This is a genomic window from Pelagimonas phthalicica, from assembly GCF_004364805.1.
Lineage (GTDB): Bacteria > Pseudomonadota > Alphaproteobacteria > Rhodobacterales > Rhodobacteraceae > Pelagimonas > Pelagimonas phthalicica.
This window is the reverse complement of the sequence record NZ_SOAP01000004.1, coordinates 129,849-145,728: the sequence shown is the minus strand read 5'-3', so window position 1 is coordinate 145,728 and position 15,880 is coordinate 129,849. Positions and strand designations below refer to the sequence as shown.

Sequence of the window (15,880 nt, the reverse complement as noted above, 5' to 3'; positions counted from 1 at the left end):
GGGGGGCGGGGTCGGGCGCAAACCGGATTGCGAGCAATCCGGGGAAACAGGTCAATGGCATTTGTAGGGTGCTAGCCCGCTGGCGGCGCGCCGGTTGTGGATCGGGTGATCAGAGTGGCGGCGACCTGGGTGACGGTCGGTGGCGTATCGGGGGCCTGCAGCCGGTCCAGCATGATCTGCGCAAGCTTGCGCCCAAGCTGATAGGGCGAGACGGCCATGGTGGTCAGTGGCGGGGTCGAGACAGCGGCATCCTGAACATCGTCAAAACCAACGATGGACACGTCATGCCCCGGGGTCTGCCCTATTTTCTGCAGGGCCAGCGAGGCCCCGATTGCCACCATGTCACCATTGCAAACAATCGCCGTTACCTCGGGATGGGCGGCGCGCAGGGCGACCATGGCCTCCATCCCCGACATCTTGTCATCCTCGGTGTCCCAGACCAGCGGTTCGGCCAGGCCGCGCTCTTGCATGACATCGCTGTATCCGGCAATGCGTTCGGTTCGTACGAAAGAGCGTGACTTGCCCCCCAGAAAGGCGATGTGGCGGTGGCCGAGATCGGCCAGATGCTCGGTCGCTTTGCGGGTGGCATCGGCGTCGCGAATGCCAACATGGTCAAAGGGTTCCGAGGGCAGATGGCGCAGGAAGGTCACGGTCGGGATGCCATGGGTGCGCAACAGATCATAGGTGGTGTCATCGGTGTCATCCGCAGGCACCCAAAGCAGCCCGCCCCGGGCATTGCGGATAAAGGCCTGAATGTTGCGGCGCTGGCGTTCGACATCATCACGGCTGTCGAGAACCGACACGAGGAACCCTTCGGCCTCGAGCAGGTCGCTGACCCCGCTGATCACCTCGGCGTTGAACGGGTTGGCGATCTGGTGAATGACCAGCCCAATCTCGCGATTGATACCCGACCGCATCGAGGCGGCCCGCCCGTCGGGCACGTAGTGCAGTTTATGCGCCGCCTCGAGAACCTTTTTGCGAGTCGCATCGGAAATCCGACCCGCCCCGCGCATCACCTGAGATGCGGTGGCGGTCGAGACTCCTGCCTCTTTCGCGACGGTTTCCAGTTTCGGTTTGCGTGCCATGGGCCTGTTTTTGGTGCAGCGATTAACCAATGACACAAAGGTTTGGCTGGTTTTTTAGCGCTTTTCAAGCTGCGGGTTCAGGTTTTCGCCCAAAAAAACGTCAAAAAGGGAATTGACAGAAGGTATAACGTTATACCAATCTTTAACCAGAGACTCACCACGGCCCCTTTGTCCTAGGTGCCCTGAGGCGGAGTCCGCATTCTTGGAAATGCATCTTTGGGAGGATGACATGACGCACAGATTTAAACTGGCCGGGGCAGCAGCCTTGGCTCTCACCATGGGCGCGAGCGTTGCTCAAGCGGATGTTCTGTTCTGGTCGACGCAAGCCAAACCTGTTGAGGAGGCGCAGGCGATGCGCGAGCAGGTGCTGGGCAATTTCAGCGACAAAGTGGATTATCAGCCCAATGATGGCGGCCCCTGGCTGACCCGTCTGCAGGCGGAATTGCAGGCCGGGTCGGGCACCATTGGTGTGCTGGGCGCGCTGCATGGCGATTTCTCGGCGATGGACCCGGAAAACCTGGTTGATTTGAGCGATCTGGGCGTGATGAGCTCTTCTGACACGTTCAATAACCTGGCCAAGCTGGGCACCGATGATGCGCAATACATCCCTTGGATGCAGGCAAGCTATATTATGGCGGCCAACAAGAAGGCGCTTGAGCACCTGCCAGAGGGCGCAGATATTGACGCGCTGACCTATGAGCAGCTAATCGCCTGGGCGGCCAATGTGCATGAGGCGACGGGTGAAGCGAAATTCGGCTTTCCTGCTGGTCCAAAAGGGCTGAAGCACCGTTTCTTCCAAGGGTATTTGTACCCATCCTATACCAACGGCGTTGTGCGCACCTTTGCCTCTGACGCGGCGGTCACTGCTTGGGAAGATTTCCGCAAGCTTTGGGCGCATACAAACCCGGCCTCGACCAACTTCTCCTTCCTTCAGGAACAGCTGCTGAGCGAAGATGTCTGGATCGCGTTTGACCACACCTCGCGTCTGGCGCAGGCGTTTAATGAACGTCCCGATGATTTCGTTGCTTTCCCAGCCCCCGCTGGCCCAACCGGTCGTGGGTTCATGCCTGTGATTGCCGGTGTGGCAATCCCGAAAACCGCGCCTGATATGGATGCCGCCAAAGCGCTGGTTGCCCATATGCTCAAGCCGGAAACCCAGATTGCGACGCTGAAAGCAACCAACTTCTTCCCGGTTGTTGATGTGGCGCTGCCTGATGATCTGCCGCCTGCCGTTCAGGCTGCCGGTGGTGCCGTGGCCAAGATGAGCGGCGCGGCTGATGCCAATCCGGGTCTGCTGCCTGCGGGTCTGGGCTCCAAAGGCGGTGACTTCAACCGTGTCTTTGTCGACGCGTTTGAGCGCATTGTTCTGGCCAATCAGGACATCCGCACCGTTCTGGATGACCAGAAAGGCGCATTGGAAGCGATCATGAACGAAACCGGTGCGCCCTGCTGGGCCCCGGATGCACCTTCCGAAGGTGCTTGCCCGGTTGAATAAACCCGTGCAGCGTCCGGGTCAGAGATGACCCGGACACCCCACCCTGACAATCTGAACTGACCACAGGAGCAGCGCCATGAATGCGCGGTACCTCCCTTACCTATTGATCCTGCCCGTGACGCTGTTCCTGTGCCTTTTCTTTCTCTACCCGTTTATTCTGGTGGCACAGCAAGCGTTTAGCGTCGATGGCGGCTGGAGTTTGAAGAACTTCGAAGACGTGATCGGTTATTGGAAATTCCCGATCTCTTTCCAAAACACCATGTTGTTGGCCGCCGCGGTTGTGCCGGTGCAACTGGCCCTGGCGCTGCTGATGGCCACCATGGTCAACCGTATGAAAAAGGGTCGTGATCTGATCCTTTATGTCTGGACGATCCCGCTGGGGATTTCCGATTTGGCGGCAGGGATCATCTGGCTCGCGATCTTTGAGCAATCCGGCTTCCTCAACTCGATGATGCAGGCGGTTGGCGCCATTGACCGGCCGACCAATTTCCTGAGCTATCAGAACCCCGGCATCGTGTTCCTGGCCATTGCCCTGGCCGAGATCTGGCGCGCAACTGCGATCATGCTGGTGATCCTTGTGGCGGGTATCGGATTGATCCCCAAGGAATATTATGAGGCTGCCGAGGTCTTTGGGGCGTCACCTTGGAAACGCTTTACCCGTGTCACACTACCTTTGCTGCGCCCCAGTTTGCAGACCGCTTTGGTGCTGCGCGTGATCCTCGCCTTTGAGATCTTTGCCGTTGTTGCGGCGCTGGGCGGCACCCTGTTCCCGGTCCTTATGGGCGAAACCTATGCCTATCAGTTTGACCTGCTCAACAATGGTGCGGCGGCGGCGATGGCGCTGATCATCCTCGCGATTTCCATCGCCTTCACCCTGATCATCATGCGCGCCCTGCGTGTCCCGAAAGGAGCCACGATATGAACGCTCAAACCCAATCCAGCGGGCGGTTCCTTTATACCGCCTCGGTCATTCTGCTCTGCGCCTGGGTTATCGTTCCGCTGTATTTCCTGCTGATCAACACGCTCAGCTCGCCAGATACGGTGAACAGTTTCCCCAAGAGTTTCGTTCCGGAATTCGACCTGGGCTCGCTGCAATTCTTTGCTGGGTTTGCCGGGATGCTGACCGCGCTCAAGAATTCGATCCTGGTGGCGGGCATGACCATGATCATGTCGATCCTGATTGGCGCGCCTGCGGGTTATGCCCTGTCGCGGTTCGACTTTCCCGGCAAAGGATTGTTCCGTCTGTTGATCCTGCTGACGCGGGCCTTTCCCTTGCCCTTGCTGGCGCTGCCTTTGGCGGTGATGTTCATTCGCACCGGGCTGGACGACACTGTTTTCGGTCTCGCGCTGGTGCATACAACATTGGCAATCCCCTTCTCGGTGCTGATCACCTTCTCTCTCTTCTCGGGCATCCCGCTTGAGCTGGAAGAGGCGGCCTGGACCCTGGGTTGCACGCGTCTGACCGCCTTTACCAAGGTTGTTTTGCCGCTGATCCTGCCCGGCATCACCGCATCGGCGATCTTTGCCTTTGTCATCTCATGGAACGAAGTCTTTGCGGCGGCGGTTCTCACAATCGAAAACCGCACCCTGACCGCCTTCCTTTTGCAAAACCTCGACACCTCCCCGCTGCATCTGAAATTCGCCGGTGGCTTCATCCTTGTTGTGCCCGCGCTGATCTTCATCTTTGCCGTTCGCAAATACCTGTTTGCGATGTGGGGCATCGCCAACCGCTAAGCCGGAGACTGAAATGGCTGTTATCGAAATCAAAAACGTCGCCAAGCGGTTTGGGGAATACCAGGCGCTGCATGACATCAACCTCACCATTGCGGATCAGGAATTCATGGTGCTGCTCGGGGCTTCGGGCTGCGGGAAATCCACCCTGCTGCGCATCATTGCAGGGCTGGAAACCGCCACAGAGGGCGAGGTCTGGATCGGTGGCAAACGCATTGACCACCTGCCGCCCAAAGATCGCGGCATCGCCATGGTGTTTCAGAACTATGCGGTGTTTCCGCATCTGACTGTGTTCGAAAATATCGGCTTTGGTTTGCGGATGCAAAAACTGCCCAATGATGAGGTGACGCGCCGGGTCGAGCGCACTGCCGGGCTGATGCATATCGACCAGTTGCTGAAACGCTATTCCGGTGAATTGTCCGGCGGTCAGCGCCAGCGTGTTGCCGTGGCCCGCGCGCTCGCGATGGAACCTGATGTGATCCTGATGGATGAGCCGCTGTCCAACCTTGATGCGCTGTTGCGCATGGAGATGCGTGCCGAGCTCAAGGGCGTGCTGGCTGAAAGCAACACCACTGCGATTTACGTGACCCATGATCAGGTCGAAGCCATGTCCATGGCCGACCGCATCAGCGTCATGCATGAGGGGCGGATTGTACAGGCGGCGTCGCCCATCGATGTCTATCGCGATCCGGCAGAGCGGTTTGTGGCGGGCTTTATCGGCAACCCGCCGATGAATTTCCTCGATGCCACACCGCAAGGGGCGGGGCAGTTTCTGGTGGCCGGGCAGAGCTTTGCCGGGCCGTCGGCCAACAAGCCGCTGGAATTTGCCATTCGCCCCGAGGATATGACCCTGTCTGAAACCGGGCTCACCGCTACGGCCAAAGTGGTCGAGCCGCTGGGCGCGCATTTGCTGGTGACCTGCGAGGTTGAGGGTAAGCTGTTTCGCGCCGTGCTGGATAGTGATCTGCGAGTCTCCATGGGTGACACGCTGACCCTGGCCCCGATGCAGGACCGCATCCGCTGGTTCGACCCTGACACACAAATCGCCGTCAAATGACGATCAAGGATACAGATAACATGCAATCGCTCTTGCAAAACGCGTCAGAGATTCTGCGCGAAAACGATCTTGGCACCTATACGGTTCCGACCCATGGGCTTTATCCGTTCCAATGGAATTGGGACAGCTGCCTGACTGCGCTGGGGCAGGCCTATTTTGATGAGGAACGCGCCTGGCGCGAGATCGAGACCTTGTTTGCCCATCAATGGGAGGACGGGATGGTGCCGCATATCATCTTCCATAAGGAAGATGATGGCTATTTCCCCGGCCCCGATGTCTGGGCCACGGGGCGCGATGTGCCTACATCCGGGATCACCCAGCCCGCCGTGGCCGGGTTTGCGATCAAGCGCCTGTTTGATCGGGCCAAGGATCGCGAGCTGGCCGATGCCAAGGCCCGCGCGCTGCTGCCAAAGGTCAAGGCCTGGCATGATTGGTTCTTTGCCAATCGCGATCCGCAAGGCACTGGGCTTGTGGCCATCCTGCATCCTTGGGAATCCGGGCGCGACAACTCGGTTGATTGGGATGCGGCCTTTGAGAGGGTGCCGACCGACGGCGTCTTGCCCTTTATCCGCCGTGATCTGCAACATGCGGATGCGGATCACCGCCCAACCCAGGCGCAATATGAGCGGTATATCTGGCTGGTGCAACTGTTCCGCAGCCTGGACTGGGACAACTCCAAACTGCATGATGCTTCGCCGTTTCAGGTTGTTGACCCTGGCTTTAACGGGATCTTGCTTCGCTCTTGCATGGATCTGGCGGATTTGGCTGATGCTTTGGGCGAGGTGGAGGTCGCTGAAAGCTCGCGCGCGCAGGCTGGCAAAGGGATCGCGGCCATGGACACGCTGTGGAGCGATGCGCATGGGCAGTATCTCTGTCAGGATCGGGTGCTGGGCGAGCTGATCGACAGCCCCTCGGTCGGTGGTTTGCTGGCGGCTTTTGCCCAGATCCCGTCCGAGCGCGCCGCCATCATCGCCGAGCGGATCACAAAGATCGCGGAGCTGGTCAATTATCTGGTGCCAAGCCACGATCCGGCCTCGTCTGATTATGATGGCAAGCGCTACTGGCGTGGTCCCGCCTGGTTGATCGTGAATTACATGATCAGCGACGGGCTCAGCCGCGCTGGGCAAACGGCGGTGGCACAGCGCATCGCGCAGAGCAGCGTCAAACTGATCGAGCAAAGCGGGTTCGCCGAATATTATGATCCCAAAAGCGGGGAGCCCTGCGGAGGGACGCGTTTTACCTGGACGGCGGCTATGGTGATCGAGTTCATTTCACAGACGCAGTTGGAGTGACACACGCGGAATCAAGGCCCTTGGGCCGCCGCGTGATCGCCGTCCCGCCCCCCGGGATGGCGATTTTGGCACGTTTTGGTGAACACGGATGTAGGATAGAATTTTGCTGGGATAAAGTGGCAGAAACGGAAGTTTCATCGCCAACCCGCGGGACGACGATCACACGTCTAAGCTTTCCAATTCATCGCGAAGAAAAAGGGCCAAGCGGCCCCTTTTCACATCCAGCTCTTTGACGAGCTTTAGAAAAACGCTTGAAGCCCGGTCTGCGCACGGCCCAGGATCAAGGCGTGCACATCATGGGTGCCTTCATAGGTGTTCACCGTTTCCAGGTTCACCATGTGACGGATGACGTGGAATTCCTGGCTGATGCCGTTGCCGCCATGCATGTCGCGGGCGTGGCGCGCGATCTCAAGGGCTTTGCCGCAATTGTTGCGCTTGACGATCGAGATCATCTCGGGCGCGGCCTGGGCTTCGTCCATCAGGCGGCCAACGCGCAGCGAGGCTTGCAAGCCAAGCGCAATTTCGGTCTGCATATTGGCCAGTTTCAGCTGGAACAGCTGCGTTTGCGCCAGTGGTTTGCCGAATTGTTTGCGGTCCAAACCATATTGCAAGGCGCGATGCCAGCAATCTTCGGCGGCCCCCATGGCCCCCCAGCTGATGCCATAACGGGCGCGGTTGAGACAGCCAAACGGGCCTTTCAAACCAGATACATTCGGCAGCAGGGCGTCTTCGGAGACTTCGACATTGTCCATAACAATCTCGCCGGTGATTGAGGCGCGCAGGGATTGTTTGCCTTCAATCTTGGGCGCGCTCAGGCCCTTCATGCCTTTTTCCAGCACAAAGCCCTTGATCTTGCCATCATGCCCGTCGGATTTCGCCCAGACCACAAAGACATCGGCGATGGGCGCGTTGGAAATCCACATCTTGGTGCCGTTCAGTACATAGCCGCCATCCACCTTTTTGGCGGTGGTCTTCATGCTGCCCGGGTCTGACCCTGCATCCGGCTCGGTCAGGCCAAAGCAGCCGATATATTCGCCGCTGGCCAGTTTGGGCAGATATTTCTGGCGCTGCTCCGGGGTGCCATAGGCATAGATGGGATACATCACCAGCGAGCTTTGCACAGACATCATCGAGCGATAGCCGCTATCCACACGCTCAACCTCGCGCGCCACAAGACCATAGGCGACATAGCCCGCACCCAGCCCGCCATATTCCTCGGGGATGGTGGTGCCGAGCAGGCCCATCTCACCCATTTCGCGGAAAATCTCGGGGTCGGTTTCCTCTTTGGCAAAGGCGTCGGTCACCCGCGCCATCAGCTTGTCCTGCGCATAGGCCTTGGCGCTGTCGCGGATCATGCGCTCGTCTTCTTGCAGCTGGTTTTCCATCAAGAAGGGATCTTCCCAGGAAAAGCTGGACAAGCCGGGTTGCGATTGGGGCGACAGATCTAAGGACATGGTGGGGCCTTTCGGAATTTCGGGTTTATCATGACATAAACGCAGCAATCTGGACCTCAAAACAAAATTCTGGCATGAGTTCATTCCGAAAAGGAATGATATGTCCCTGTCACGCCGCCATTTGCCGCCCTTGTCCTGGCTCACCGCCTTTGAAGCTGTGGCTCGGTTGGGCTCGGTCACGGATGCGGCGCATGAGCTGGACCTGACCCAAAGCGCCGTCAGCCGCCAGATTGCCAAGCTTGAGGCGCTGACAGGGCGCGTGCTTTTTGAGCGTGATCGCAAGAGGTTGCGGGTCACGGCGCGGGGGGCGGCCTATGCAGCCGAGGTGCGCGGGGCGTTGGCACAGATCCAGACCGCGACGATTGCCTTGCAGACAAACCCCGATGGTGGCGCGTTGAACCTGGCCTGTTTGCCCAGTCTGGGCACCCATTGGCTGGCCCCGCGCCTGCCGGGGTTTTTGCGACAGCATCCGGGGATCAGCGTGAACATGTCGACCCGCCTCGCCCCGTTTGATTTTGCAGAGCAAAACTTTCACGCCGCGATTCTGCACGGGCAGGGCGGTTGGCCGGGGGTAGAGGTGCTCAAGCTGTGGGATGAGCACATGATCGCCGTGGCGACACCGGACCTGTTGGCGCAGAACGAGATGGCGCATCTGCCACGCCTGCAAATCGAAACGCGCCCCGATGCCTGGCCCAGCTGGTTTGAAACGCAATCCCTGCCAGCGCCGGGTCGTCCAGCCATGGTGGTGGATCAGTTTGGCACCATGCTGCGCGCCGCCCAAGCGGGCTTGGGCGTGGCGCTGGTGCCTGACTATCTGGCGCGGCCCGAAGCATTGCCGGACGGGTTGCAGATTGCCAAAGACACACAGCCCGTGGCGGTCGGCGCATATTATCTGCTTTGGCCGGAGGCGCGGGCGGATTACCCGGCCTTGGTGGCCTTTCGCGATTGGTTGACCGAAGCCAGCGCCGAACGCTTTACGCTTTGAGCCGATAGCCCCGGTTGAACCAGACCCAAGCCAGTGTGCAAGCGGCCAAGGTGGCCCCCAAAGCGACGACAAACCCAAGCACAGGCGAGCTGTCAGAGATTCCAAGAACACCCCAGCGCACCCCGTCGATCAGGTAAAAGACCGGGTTGAGATGGGTGATCTGGTACAGCACCGGCGGCAATGCCTCGACCGAATAAAAGGTGCCGGACAGGAACGCCAAAGGCGTGACGATAAAGTTGGTGATCGCGGCCATCTGGTCGAATTTGTTGGCGATGATCCCGGCCAACATGCCAAGCGCCGACAAAAACGCCGCGCCGATGATCACAAAGAGCAGTGCCACCAGCGGGTGAGCGGGCACTATGCCCAGCACCAGCCACTGCGCCAGCCCAATGGCAATGGCGACAATAATGCCCCGGGTGACGCCCCCTGCCAGATAACCCAGCACCAGTTCAAGCGCCGAAAGCGGCGGCATCAGCGTATCAACGATATTGCCTTGCACCTTGGTGATAACCAAAGAGCTGGAGGTATTGGCAAAGGCGTTCTGGATCACGGTCATCATCAGAATGCCGGGTGCGATAAAGGAAGAGAAAGGAACCCCCATCACATCACCGCGTTTCGACCCGATGGCGATGGTGAAAATCAGCATGAACAGCCCGGCCGTCACTAAAGGGGCCAGCAAGGTTTGCGTCCAGACATTGAGGAATCGCAGGATCTCGCGCTTGGCCAGGGTTTGCAGCCCAAGCCAGTTCACGGCTCCAAAACGTCGATTTCCGGGCTGAAAGCTAGGATTTTGCAGATTCGACTGTGACATTGCGGCCTCTTGGTTTCTGGGCCGCCTTGTAACTTGTTTCGCAATGATTAGAATAGGGCGAACTCAATAAACGACAGGCGGTCCCAAGGGGGGCCGCTTTTTCAGTGGGAATATGCGATGTCCTGGACCGATGAACGCGTCGAGCTGCTCAAAAAGATGTGGGGAGAAGGTCAATCTGCCAGCCAGATTGCCAAGGAACTCGGCGGGGTGACCCGCAATGCGGTGATCGGCAAGGTGCATCGTCTGGGCCTGTCCAACCGCGCCGGTTCCGGTGGTGGCGACGCCAAGGCCAAAGCCAAGGCAGAGCCAAAGCCCAAGCCAGCACCAAAGCCCAAGGCCGAAGCTGCGCCCAAGCCAAAACCAGCGCCCAAGCCCGAGCCAGCAGCGGCCGCTCCGGCGGCTCCGGCCCCTGTGCCCGCGCGCAAGCAGATCATTCCAGCGGGCCAACCGCTGCCACCCCAGCCATCGGCCAACGAAATCTCTCCCGAGGCTCTGGCCCGCGTGAGCGAGGTCGAGAAGAAAGCCAAGAAGCTGACATTGATGGAGCTGACCGAGCGGACCTGCAAATGGCCCGTGGGTGACCCGGCCACCGATGATTTCTGGTTCTGTGGTCTGCCCGTCCAGCAAGGCAAACCCTATTGCGAGGCCCATGTCGGCGTCGCCTTCCAACCCATGAGCGCGCGTCGCGACCGTCGCCGCTGATTTTGGGTGACTGGGATGAACGAGGGCGCACAAGGTTGCGCCCTTTTTTGTTGCTCTACTTTATTCCGGTCTCGGCCGCCAAGACCATGAGGAACGCCCGTGTCAGCGGGTTTTCCACCTTGGTATCCGGCCAGATCGCTTGAACCGGGATCTCGGCCAATTTCCAATCGGAGAGGATCTCGACGAGGCTGCCGTCGCGCAGCTGCGCTTCGATATAGTGGCGCGGGGGGGAGGCGAGGGCCATGCCATTCACCGCCAGATCCACCATGGCCTCGATATTGTCGACCTTGAGCGCGCCGTATTGAAGCACGTCCCGCGTTTCCCCTGTGGCGGAGGTGAAACGCCGCTTTTCGGGGAGGTTGGCATGTTTGACCCAGGGGATTGTGGCCAGGTCATTGGGATGTTGGATCGGCTTGTGTCGGGCCAACAAATCGGGGGAGGCGACCAGCGCCCTTTGCATGGTCCAGATCCGGCGGCATTTCAGGGCGGAACTGTCCAGCGTGCCAACCCGCAGTGCCAGATCAATACGATCCGCAATCAGGTCATGCGCAGCATCGCTATAGGTTAAACGCAGGGCGACATCCGGGTTTTGCTGTTGAAAACGCGCCAGTGCGCAGCTGATGGGCGAGCGTAACAGTGAAACCGTGAGGGAAATATGAAGCGCGCCTTGAAGCTGTTCGGCACCAGAGGCCGCCCCCTGCATGCCGATATCCGCCATGTGGCGCATGGATTGCGCGGCCTCGGCCAAGCGCTGCCCGGCTTCGGTCAGGCTGAGCTTACGGGTGCTGCGATAGAGCAGGGGCGTGCCCAGCCGCTCCTCGAGCTGTTGCACATGGTAGGCGACCGAAGAGGGCGTCATTTCCAAGGCCCGCGCCGCACCTCGAAAGGAACCGCTGCTGGCAACCTCGGCGAAAACGCCCATGGATTTCAGGTGCTCAAGGCTCATTGCATCGCTTTGCCGAACAGTAAGATCAAATTGCAACATATTTTGTGCCAAAGCGCGGCGCAATAGAGTGCGCGGATGTCTGAACGGAGATCCCATGCCCAGCCTGCTGCCCATCGCTTTGTTTGCCTTTACCATGTCTTTTGTGCCCGGGCCGGTGAATGTGATCACCTTGGCCTCGGGGTTGCAAAACGGGGTGGCCAAGACCGTTGCCTTTGTCAGTGGCGCGACGATTGGCTTTGCCGGGCTGTTGCTGATCCTGGGGCTTGGGCTGGCGGCTTTGCCCGAGGGGGCGAGCGTGTTCACCGATGGGATGACCCTGGCCGGAGCCGCGTTGATCCTCTATATCGCGCTGCCTTTGTTTCGCGCCGACGCTTTGCAGCAGGGGGCTGACCAACCCGTTCCCGGGTTCCTGCAAGGGGCGCTGCTGCAATGGCTGAACCCCAAGGCGTGGGGGGCGATTCTGGCGGCGCTGTCGCTGTTCAACCTGCGCCCGGGCACCGCTGACCTCTATGTGGTCATCGCGCTTTGGTCGCTTTTGTGTTTCATCGGGGTGGGCGTCTGGGCGGTGTTCGGCGCACAACTGGCCCGCGTGATCCAAACCCCCGCCCAAATGCGCCTGCTCTGCCGCGCCATGGGATCGGTGCTGATCACCCTGGTAGGGCTGTTCCTGTGGCAATGGGCGCGCAGTTAATCTTTGCGCCCCACAAACCCGGTCAGCGCGGCGGCGGTGATGGCGGTAAAGACCCAGCCCAGCATTTGCGTTATCCACCCAGTCGCAAATCCGATCTTTCCCCACAAGCCACGGGCGGGGGAAGGAGCCCAGGCCGCCTCTTGCCCCAATGCATCCAGCGGGATGAAAAGGTCAAGCGCGTAGAGCGCGGCGTTGAAGGTGGTGTAATCCTGCGCGGTTTTACTTTCGTTCCATTCCTTCAAAGTGGGAGAAGCGACGTTATCTAGTTGGCCGTCAACCAACCCAACGTGCTCGATCCAGTCCGTAGACGTTAGTACAACGTCTGATGTCGGTGCCATTTGGTGAAGTTCATAGGCTCGAGAGTAAACAATCCAGTTGAAGGCAAACACCAGCAAAAAGAAAACAGTAGCTTTTATTAGGTCGGTCAGCCAATCGAAAAGCGAGGCAATCGAACTCGCCAGGCCGTTGCGAAGCATAACAAAGATCAAATTTACCTCTGTCGAGAGGCTAAAATCGACTGCAGCAAGTGCCTTTCTAAGCTCGGCGCTTCGCTCCCGCTTTTCACGTTCGAGGCGAACGATTCTGGCACTGAAAGGTTGACCATTTGCTGTAAGATGCCGCGCCAATTGCGTAAAGGGTTGCGGGTCAAAATCTTTGCCGTAGCTTTCTGGCAAATAAGCTTTGAAGAAAGGATCGCCTTTGCCAAATTCTCGTACAGTTGCAGAAAGTCCTGGTGGGATGTCGCGCTCCCACTTTTGATCCAACCAAGCCAAACGCTCCTCTAACGGCATCTCTCCAGTAGTGCGATCATAGCGAAACCCGTGCAGGATGAGTTTGTCGGCCATTTGCCAACTGGCCAGATCATCCTCTAATCGGGCGACATGGGCATCGGTGAGGTTGATGGTGCCGCTGACCTTTTCAACTCCACGCCAAAAGAACCCGGCTTTCACCCGCATCGCCTCGCCATCAAACCCTCCGTCAAATGTGCCGTCTACACAGATGAGGTTGCCACCAATGTCTGCCCGCACCAAGTCCACCCGCCCTGAGGCATAAAACCCTATGCTTAGGAAAAGGTCAGTTCGGATCGAAATGGAGTCTGCGGTCAACGCATCGCCGAAGGGGTTCGAGAACTCTCCACCGACGCAAGCCATTTGGCCGCCAATCCTTGTGTTAGTCAAAACTACTTGCCCTTTGGCGGAAAACCCTTCGCTTAGGAATAGGCTGTCTCCTATGGACATAGAATCGCCTACTAAGGCTACACCTGTGAGGTTTTCGAAACGCCCCCGGATACAAGCTACTTGGCCTACAATCTCGGCACGGGTCAAATTAACCCGCCCTCTGGCTTCAAACCCTTCGCCCAAGAAAAGACTGGCTCCGATTGATATGGCATTGGCAGCTATTGCATCACCTTCAAGGTTTTCAAAGGTACCGCCAGAGCAATCCACTTGCCCACCTATCGTAGCGTGCGACAAGTTCACCCGTCCTGCAGCAGAGAACCCGTCTCGAAAGAAAAGGCTGGCTTGCACATAGATGGAGTCAGCCATTATCGCGTCGCCCTCGGGATTTTCAAATCTCCCGCCCGAACAAGCAAATTGCCCGCCAATTTGCGCAGCGCTTAGGTCTATAGGTCCCTTGGATTCGAAGCCCTGACCTAACTGGATGTTGTGGTTAGTTTTGAGCCTGATGGCATCCAGCCCCGGCATATGACTGCCAGACAAATAGACCGCACCCAGATGTGCATCCCGAAGGAGCGGCGCTTGGTCCATGTTACAATCAAACAAAACCAGATCATTTCTGGTGTCACATCCTTCAAGATCCAGTCTGCCAGTGACCCAAGCTCCCGCAACCTTGACCGATTTCTCACTCACTCGGCACTTGGCGCAGCCACCCAGCACCACATGGCGGATCAGGGCGGCGCGGATGGTGTTTTCGTCGGTTGCGGTCTCGGGCACCTCATCCGCAAACCGGACGCCCCCCGAATGCGCCTCCTCAATCAACCGCTGCTCGGCAGCTGTCCAAGGCTCGTCGCCCTCAATCTCATCCAAAGTCACGGTATAATCACTCATCACGAAATCACTTTGCTCAAATCTCGCCCCCAGCCTAGCCGCCATACCCCGGCGCGCAACCAAAACCCTTTCCCCGCGCCGAACCTCGCGCTATTAGCCCTCGCATGGTTCAGAATCCGCCCGATCTCCGCCCCGATCTCGCCCCTCGTGCGCAACTTGGTGACACGCGCCGTGATGGCCAGCCCTCAATCGGCATGGTCTCGCTTGGTTGCCCCAAAGCGCTGGTGGATAGCGAACGTATCCTCACCCGGCTGCGCGCCGAGGGCTATGGAATTTCGCCCGATTACAGCGGTGCGGATGCGGTGATTGTGAACACCTGCGGGTTTCTGGACAGTGCCAAGGCCGAAAGCCTTGAGGCGATTGGCGAGGCGCTGAAGGAAAACGGCAAGGTGATTGTGACCGGCTGTTTGGGGGCGGACCCGGAATATATCACCGGCGTGCATCCCAAAGTGCAGGCGGTGACCGGGCCACATCAATATGAACAGGTGCTGGATGCGGTGCATGATGTGGTGCCGCCCGATCCGGACCCGTTTGTCGATCTGCTGCCCGCCTCAAGCGTCAGCCTGACGCCGCGCCATTTCAGCTATCTCAAGATCTCCGAGGGCTGTAATCACAAGTGCAAATTCTGCATCATCCCTGATATGCGCGGGCGCTTGGTGTCGCGCCCGCATAATGCCGTGATCCGCGAGGCGGAAAAGCTGGTTGAGGCAGGTGTGCAGGAACTGCTGGTGATCAGCCAGGATACCTCGGCCTATGGGGTGGATTTCAAGCGCGGTGTTCCGCCCGGCACGCGGCCAATGGACAAGCCGATCACGGCTTTGGCGCGCGATCTTGGGCAGCTTGGGGCCTGGGTGCGGTTGCACTATGTCTACCCCTATCCGCATGTGCGCGAGATCATTCCGCTGATGGCCGACGGGCTGATCCTGCCCTATCTGGATATCCCGTTCCAACATGCCCATCCCGAGACGTTGAAACGCATGGCGCGCCCGGCAGCGGCTGAGCGGACCTTGGACCGTATCGCGGAATGGCGTGACATTTGCCCCGACATCACCCTGCGCAGCACTTTTATCGTCGGCTATCCCGGCGAGACCGAGGGTGAGTTCCAGACCCTGCTGGATTGGCTGGACGAGGCGCAGCTCGACCGGGTTGGGTGTTTTCAGTACGAAAACGTCGATGGCGCGCGCTCAAACGATCTGCCCGATCATGTGCCCGAAGAGGTCAAGCAAGAGCGCTGGGATCGGTTCATGGAAAAGGCGCAGGCCATTTCCGAGGCGAAACTGGCGGCCAAGGTTGGTCAGGTGATGGATGTGATCGTGGATGATGTGGACGAGGATGGCATCGCCACCTGTCGCACCAAAGCAGACGCGCCAGAAATTGACGGTAACCTGTTCATTGATGAGGGCGCGGAGGCGTTGAAACCCGGCCAGATTGTCAAGGTTGAGGTGGATGAGGCCGGAGAATATGACCTTTGGGGGCGGTTGGTTTAACCTCCCCCTCCCCCTCCCGCTAGGGCAATTTTCTGCCCATCATAATTCTTAGACATAAGCTGCGTATTGGAACCCAGG

14 protein-coding genes are annotated in these 15,880 nt (G+C 58.9%); 9 read left to right on the top strand and 5 right to left on the bottom strand.

The window, feature by feature from the left end:
• Positions 1-71 precede the first annotated feature (71 nt).
• Positions 72-1,085, bottom strand: a complete 1,014-nt coding sequence (locus CLV87_RS21335; protein ID WP_099248145.1) for a LacI family DNA-binding transcriptional regulator — start codon at positions 1,083-1,085, stop codon at positions 72-74.
• Positions 1,086-1,314: 229 nt separating this feature from the next.
• On the opposite strand from CLV87_RS21335, the gene CLV87_RS21330 reads away from it, so the two are divergent.
• The 5 genes from CLV87_RS21330 to CLV87_RS21310 all read left to right on the top strand — a co-directional run bounded on the left by CLV87_RS21330 (position 1,315) and on the right by CLV87_RS21310 (position 6,660).
• Positions 1,315-2,580 (top strand): ABC transporter substrate-binding protein, encoded by a 1,266-nt coding sequence (locus tag CLV87_RS21330; protein WP_099249269.1) that lies wholly within the window; start codon positions 1,315-1,317, stop codon positions 2,578-2,580.
• 76 nt (positions 2,581-2,656) lie between these two features.
• A complete protein-coding gene (locus CLV87_RS21325; protein WP_099248147.1) occupies positions 2,657-3,502 on the top strand; it encodes a carbohydrate ABC transporter permease in 846 nt (281 codons plus the stop codon).
• The gene (locus tag CLV87_RS21320; RefSeq protein ID WP_099248149.1) at positions 3,499-4,314 is read left to right on the top strand and encodes a carbohydrate ABC transporter permease; all 816 of its coding nucleotides are present in this window, start codon (positions 3,499-3,501) and stop codon (positions 4,312-4,314) included. The genes CLV87_RS21325 and CLV87_RS21320 overlap by 4 nt, the downstream gene beginning before the upstream one ends.
• Before the next feature lie 13 nt (positions 4,315-4,327).
• Positions 4,328-5,368, top strand: coding sequence for an ABC transporter ATP-binding protein (locus CLV87_RS21315; protein ID WP_099248151.1), 1,041 nt, complete (start codon positions 4,328-4,330; stop codon positions 5,366-5,368).
• Between the two features lie 20 nt (positions 5,369-5,388).
• Positions 5,389-6,660 carry an amylo-alpha-1,6-glucosidase gene (locus CLV87_RS21310; RefSeq protein ID WP_099249271.1) on the top strand — a complete coding sequence of 424 codons (1,272 nt, stop codon included), beginning with the start codon at positions 5,389-5,391 and terminating at the stop codon, positions 6,658-6,660.
• Positions 6,661-6,899: 239 nt separating this feature from the next.
• On the opposite strand, the gene CLV87_RS21305 is transcribed toward CLV87_RS21310, so the two are convergent.
• Positions 6,900-8,114: an acyl-CoA dehydrogenase gene (locus tag CLV87_RS21305; RefSeq protein WP_099248153.1), complete on the bottom strand. Its 1,215-nt coding sequence runs from the start codon at positions 8,112-8,114 to the stop codon at positions 6,900-6,902.
• Between the two features lie 100 nt (positions 8,115-8,214).
• Here CLV87_RS21305 and CLV87_RS21300 point away from each other — a divergent pair, with 100 nt between their 5' ends.
• A complete protein-coding gene (locus tag CLV87_RS21300) occupies positions 8,215-9,099 on the top strand; it encodes a LysR substrate-binding domain-containing protein (RefSeq protein ID WP_099248155.1) in 885 nt (294 codons plus the stop codon).
• Here the strand turns inward: CLV87_RS21300 and CLV87_RS21295 are convergent.
• Complete coding sequence (locus CLV87_RS21295; RefSeq protein WP_099248157.1) at positions 9,089-9,910, bottom strand: ABC transporter permease; 822 nt, start codon at positions 9,908-9,910, stop codon at positions 9,089-9,091. The two genes, CLV87_RS21300 and CLV87_RS21295, sit on opposite strands and share 11 nt — an antisense overlap.
• Positions 9,911-10,027: 117 nt before the next feature.
• Here CLV87_RS21295 and CLV87_RS21290 point away from each other — a divergent pair, with 117 nt between their 5' ends.
• Entirely contained in the window at positions 10,028-10,612 is a 585-nt protein-coding gene (locus CLV87_RS21290) for a GcrA family cell cycle regulator (protein WP_099248159.1), read from the top strand.
• Between the two features lie 55 nt (positions 10,613-10,667).
• Here the strand turns inward: CLV87_RS21290 and CLV87_RS21285 are convergent, their stop codons facing one another.
• Positions 10,668-11,558 (bottom strand): LysR family transcriptional regulator, encoded by an 891-nt coding sequence (locus tag CLV87_RS21285; RefSeq protein ID WP_166652824.1) that lies wholly within the window; start codon positions 11,556-11,558, stop codon positions 10,668-10,670.
• 94 nt (positions 11,559-11,652) lie between these two features.
• Between CLV87_RS21285 and CLV87_RS21280 the strand changes: the two genes are divergently transcribed.
• Complete coding sequence (locus tag CLV87_RS21280) at positions 11,653-12,249, top strand: LysE family translocator (protein WP_166652823.1); 597 nt, start codon at positions 11,653-11,655, stop codon at positions 12,247-12,249.
• Here CLV87_RS21280 and CLV87_RS21275 read toward each other — a convergent pair.
• Positions 12,246-14,315 carry a hypothetical protein gene (locus tag CLV87_RS21275; RefSeq protein ID WP_133840870.1) on the bottom strand — a complete coding sequence of 690 codons (2,070 nt, stop codon included), beginning with the start codon at positions 14,313-14,315 and terminating at the stop codon, positions 12,246-12,248. The two genes, CLV87_RS21280 and CLV87_RS21275, sit on opposite strands and share 4 nt — an antisense overlap.
• Before the next feature lie 104 nt (positions 14,316-14,419).
• On the opposite strand from CLV87_RS21275, the gene rimO reads away from it, so the two are divergent.
• Positions 14,420-15,802, top strand: a complete 1,383-nt coding sequence (rimO, locus tag CLV87_RS21270) for a 30S ribosomal protein S12 methylthiotransferase RimO (RefSeq protein ID WP_099248165.1) — start codon at positions 14,420-14,422, stop codon at positions 15,800-15,802.
• The last annotated feature ends 78 nt before the right edge of the window (positions 15,803-15,880 follow it).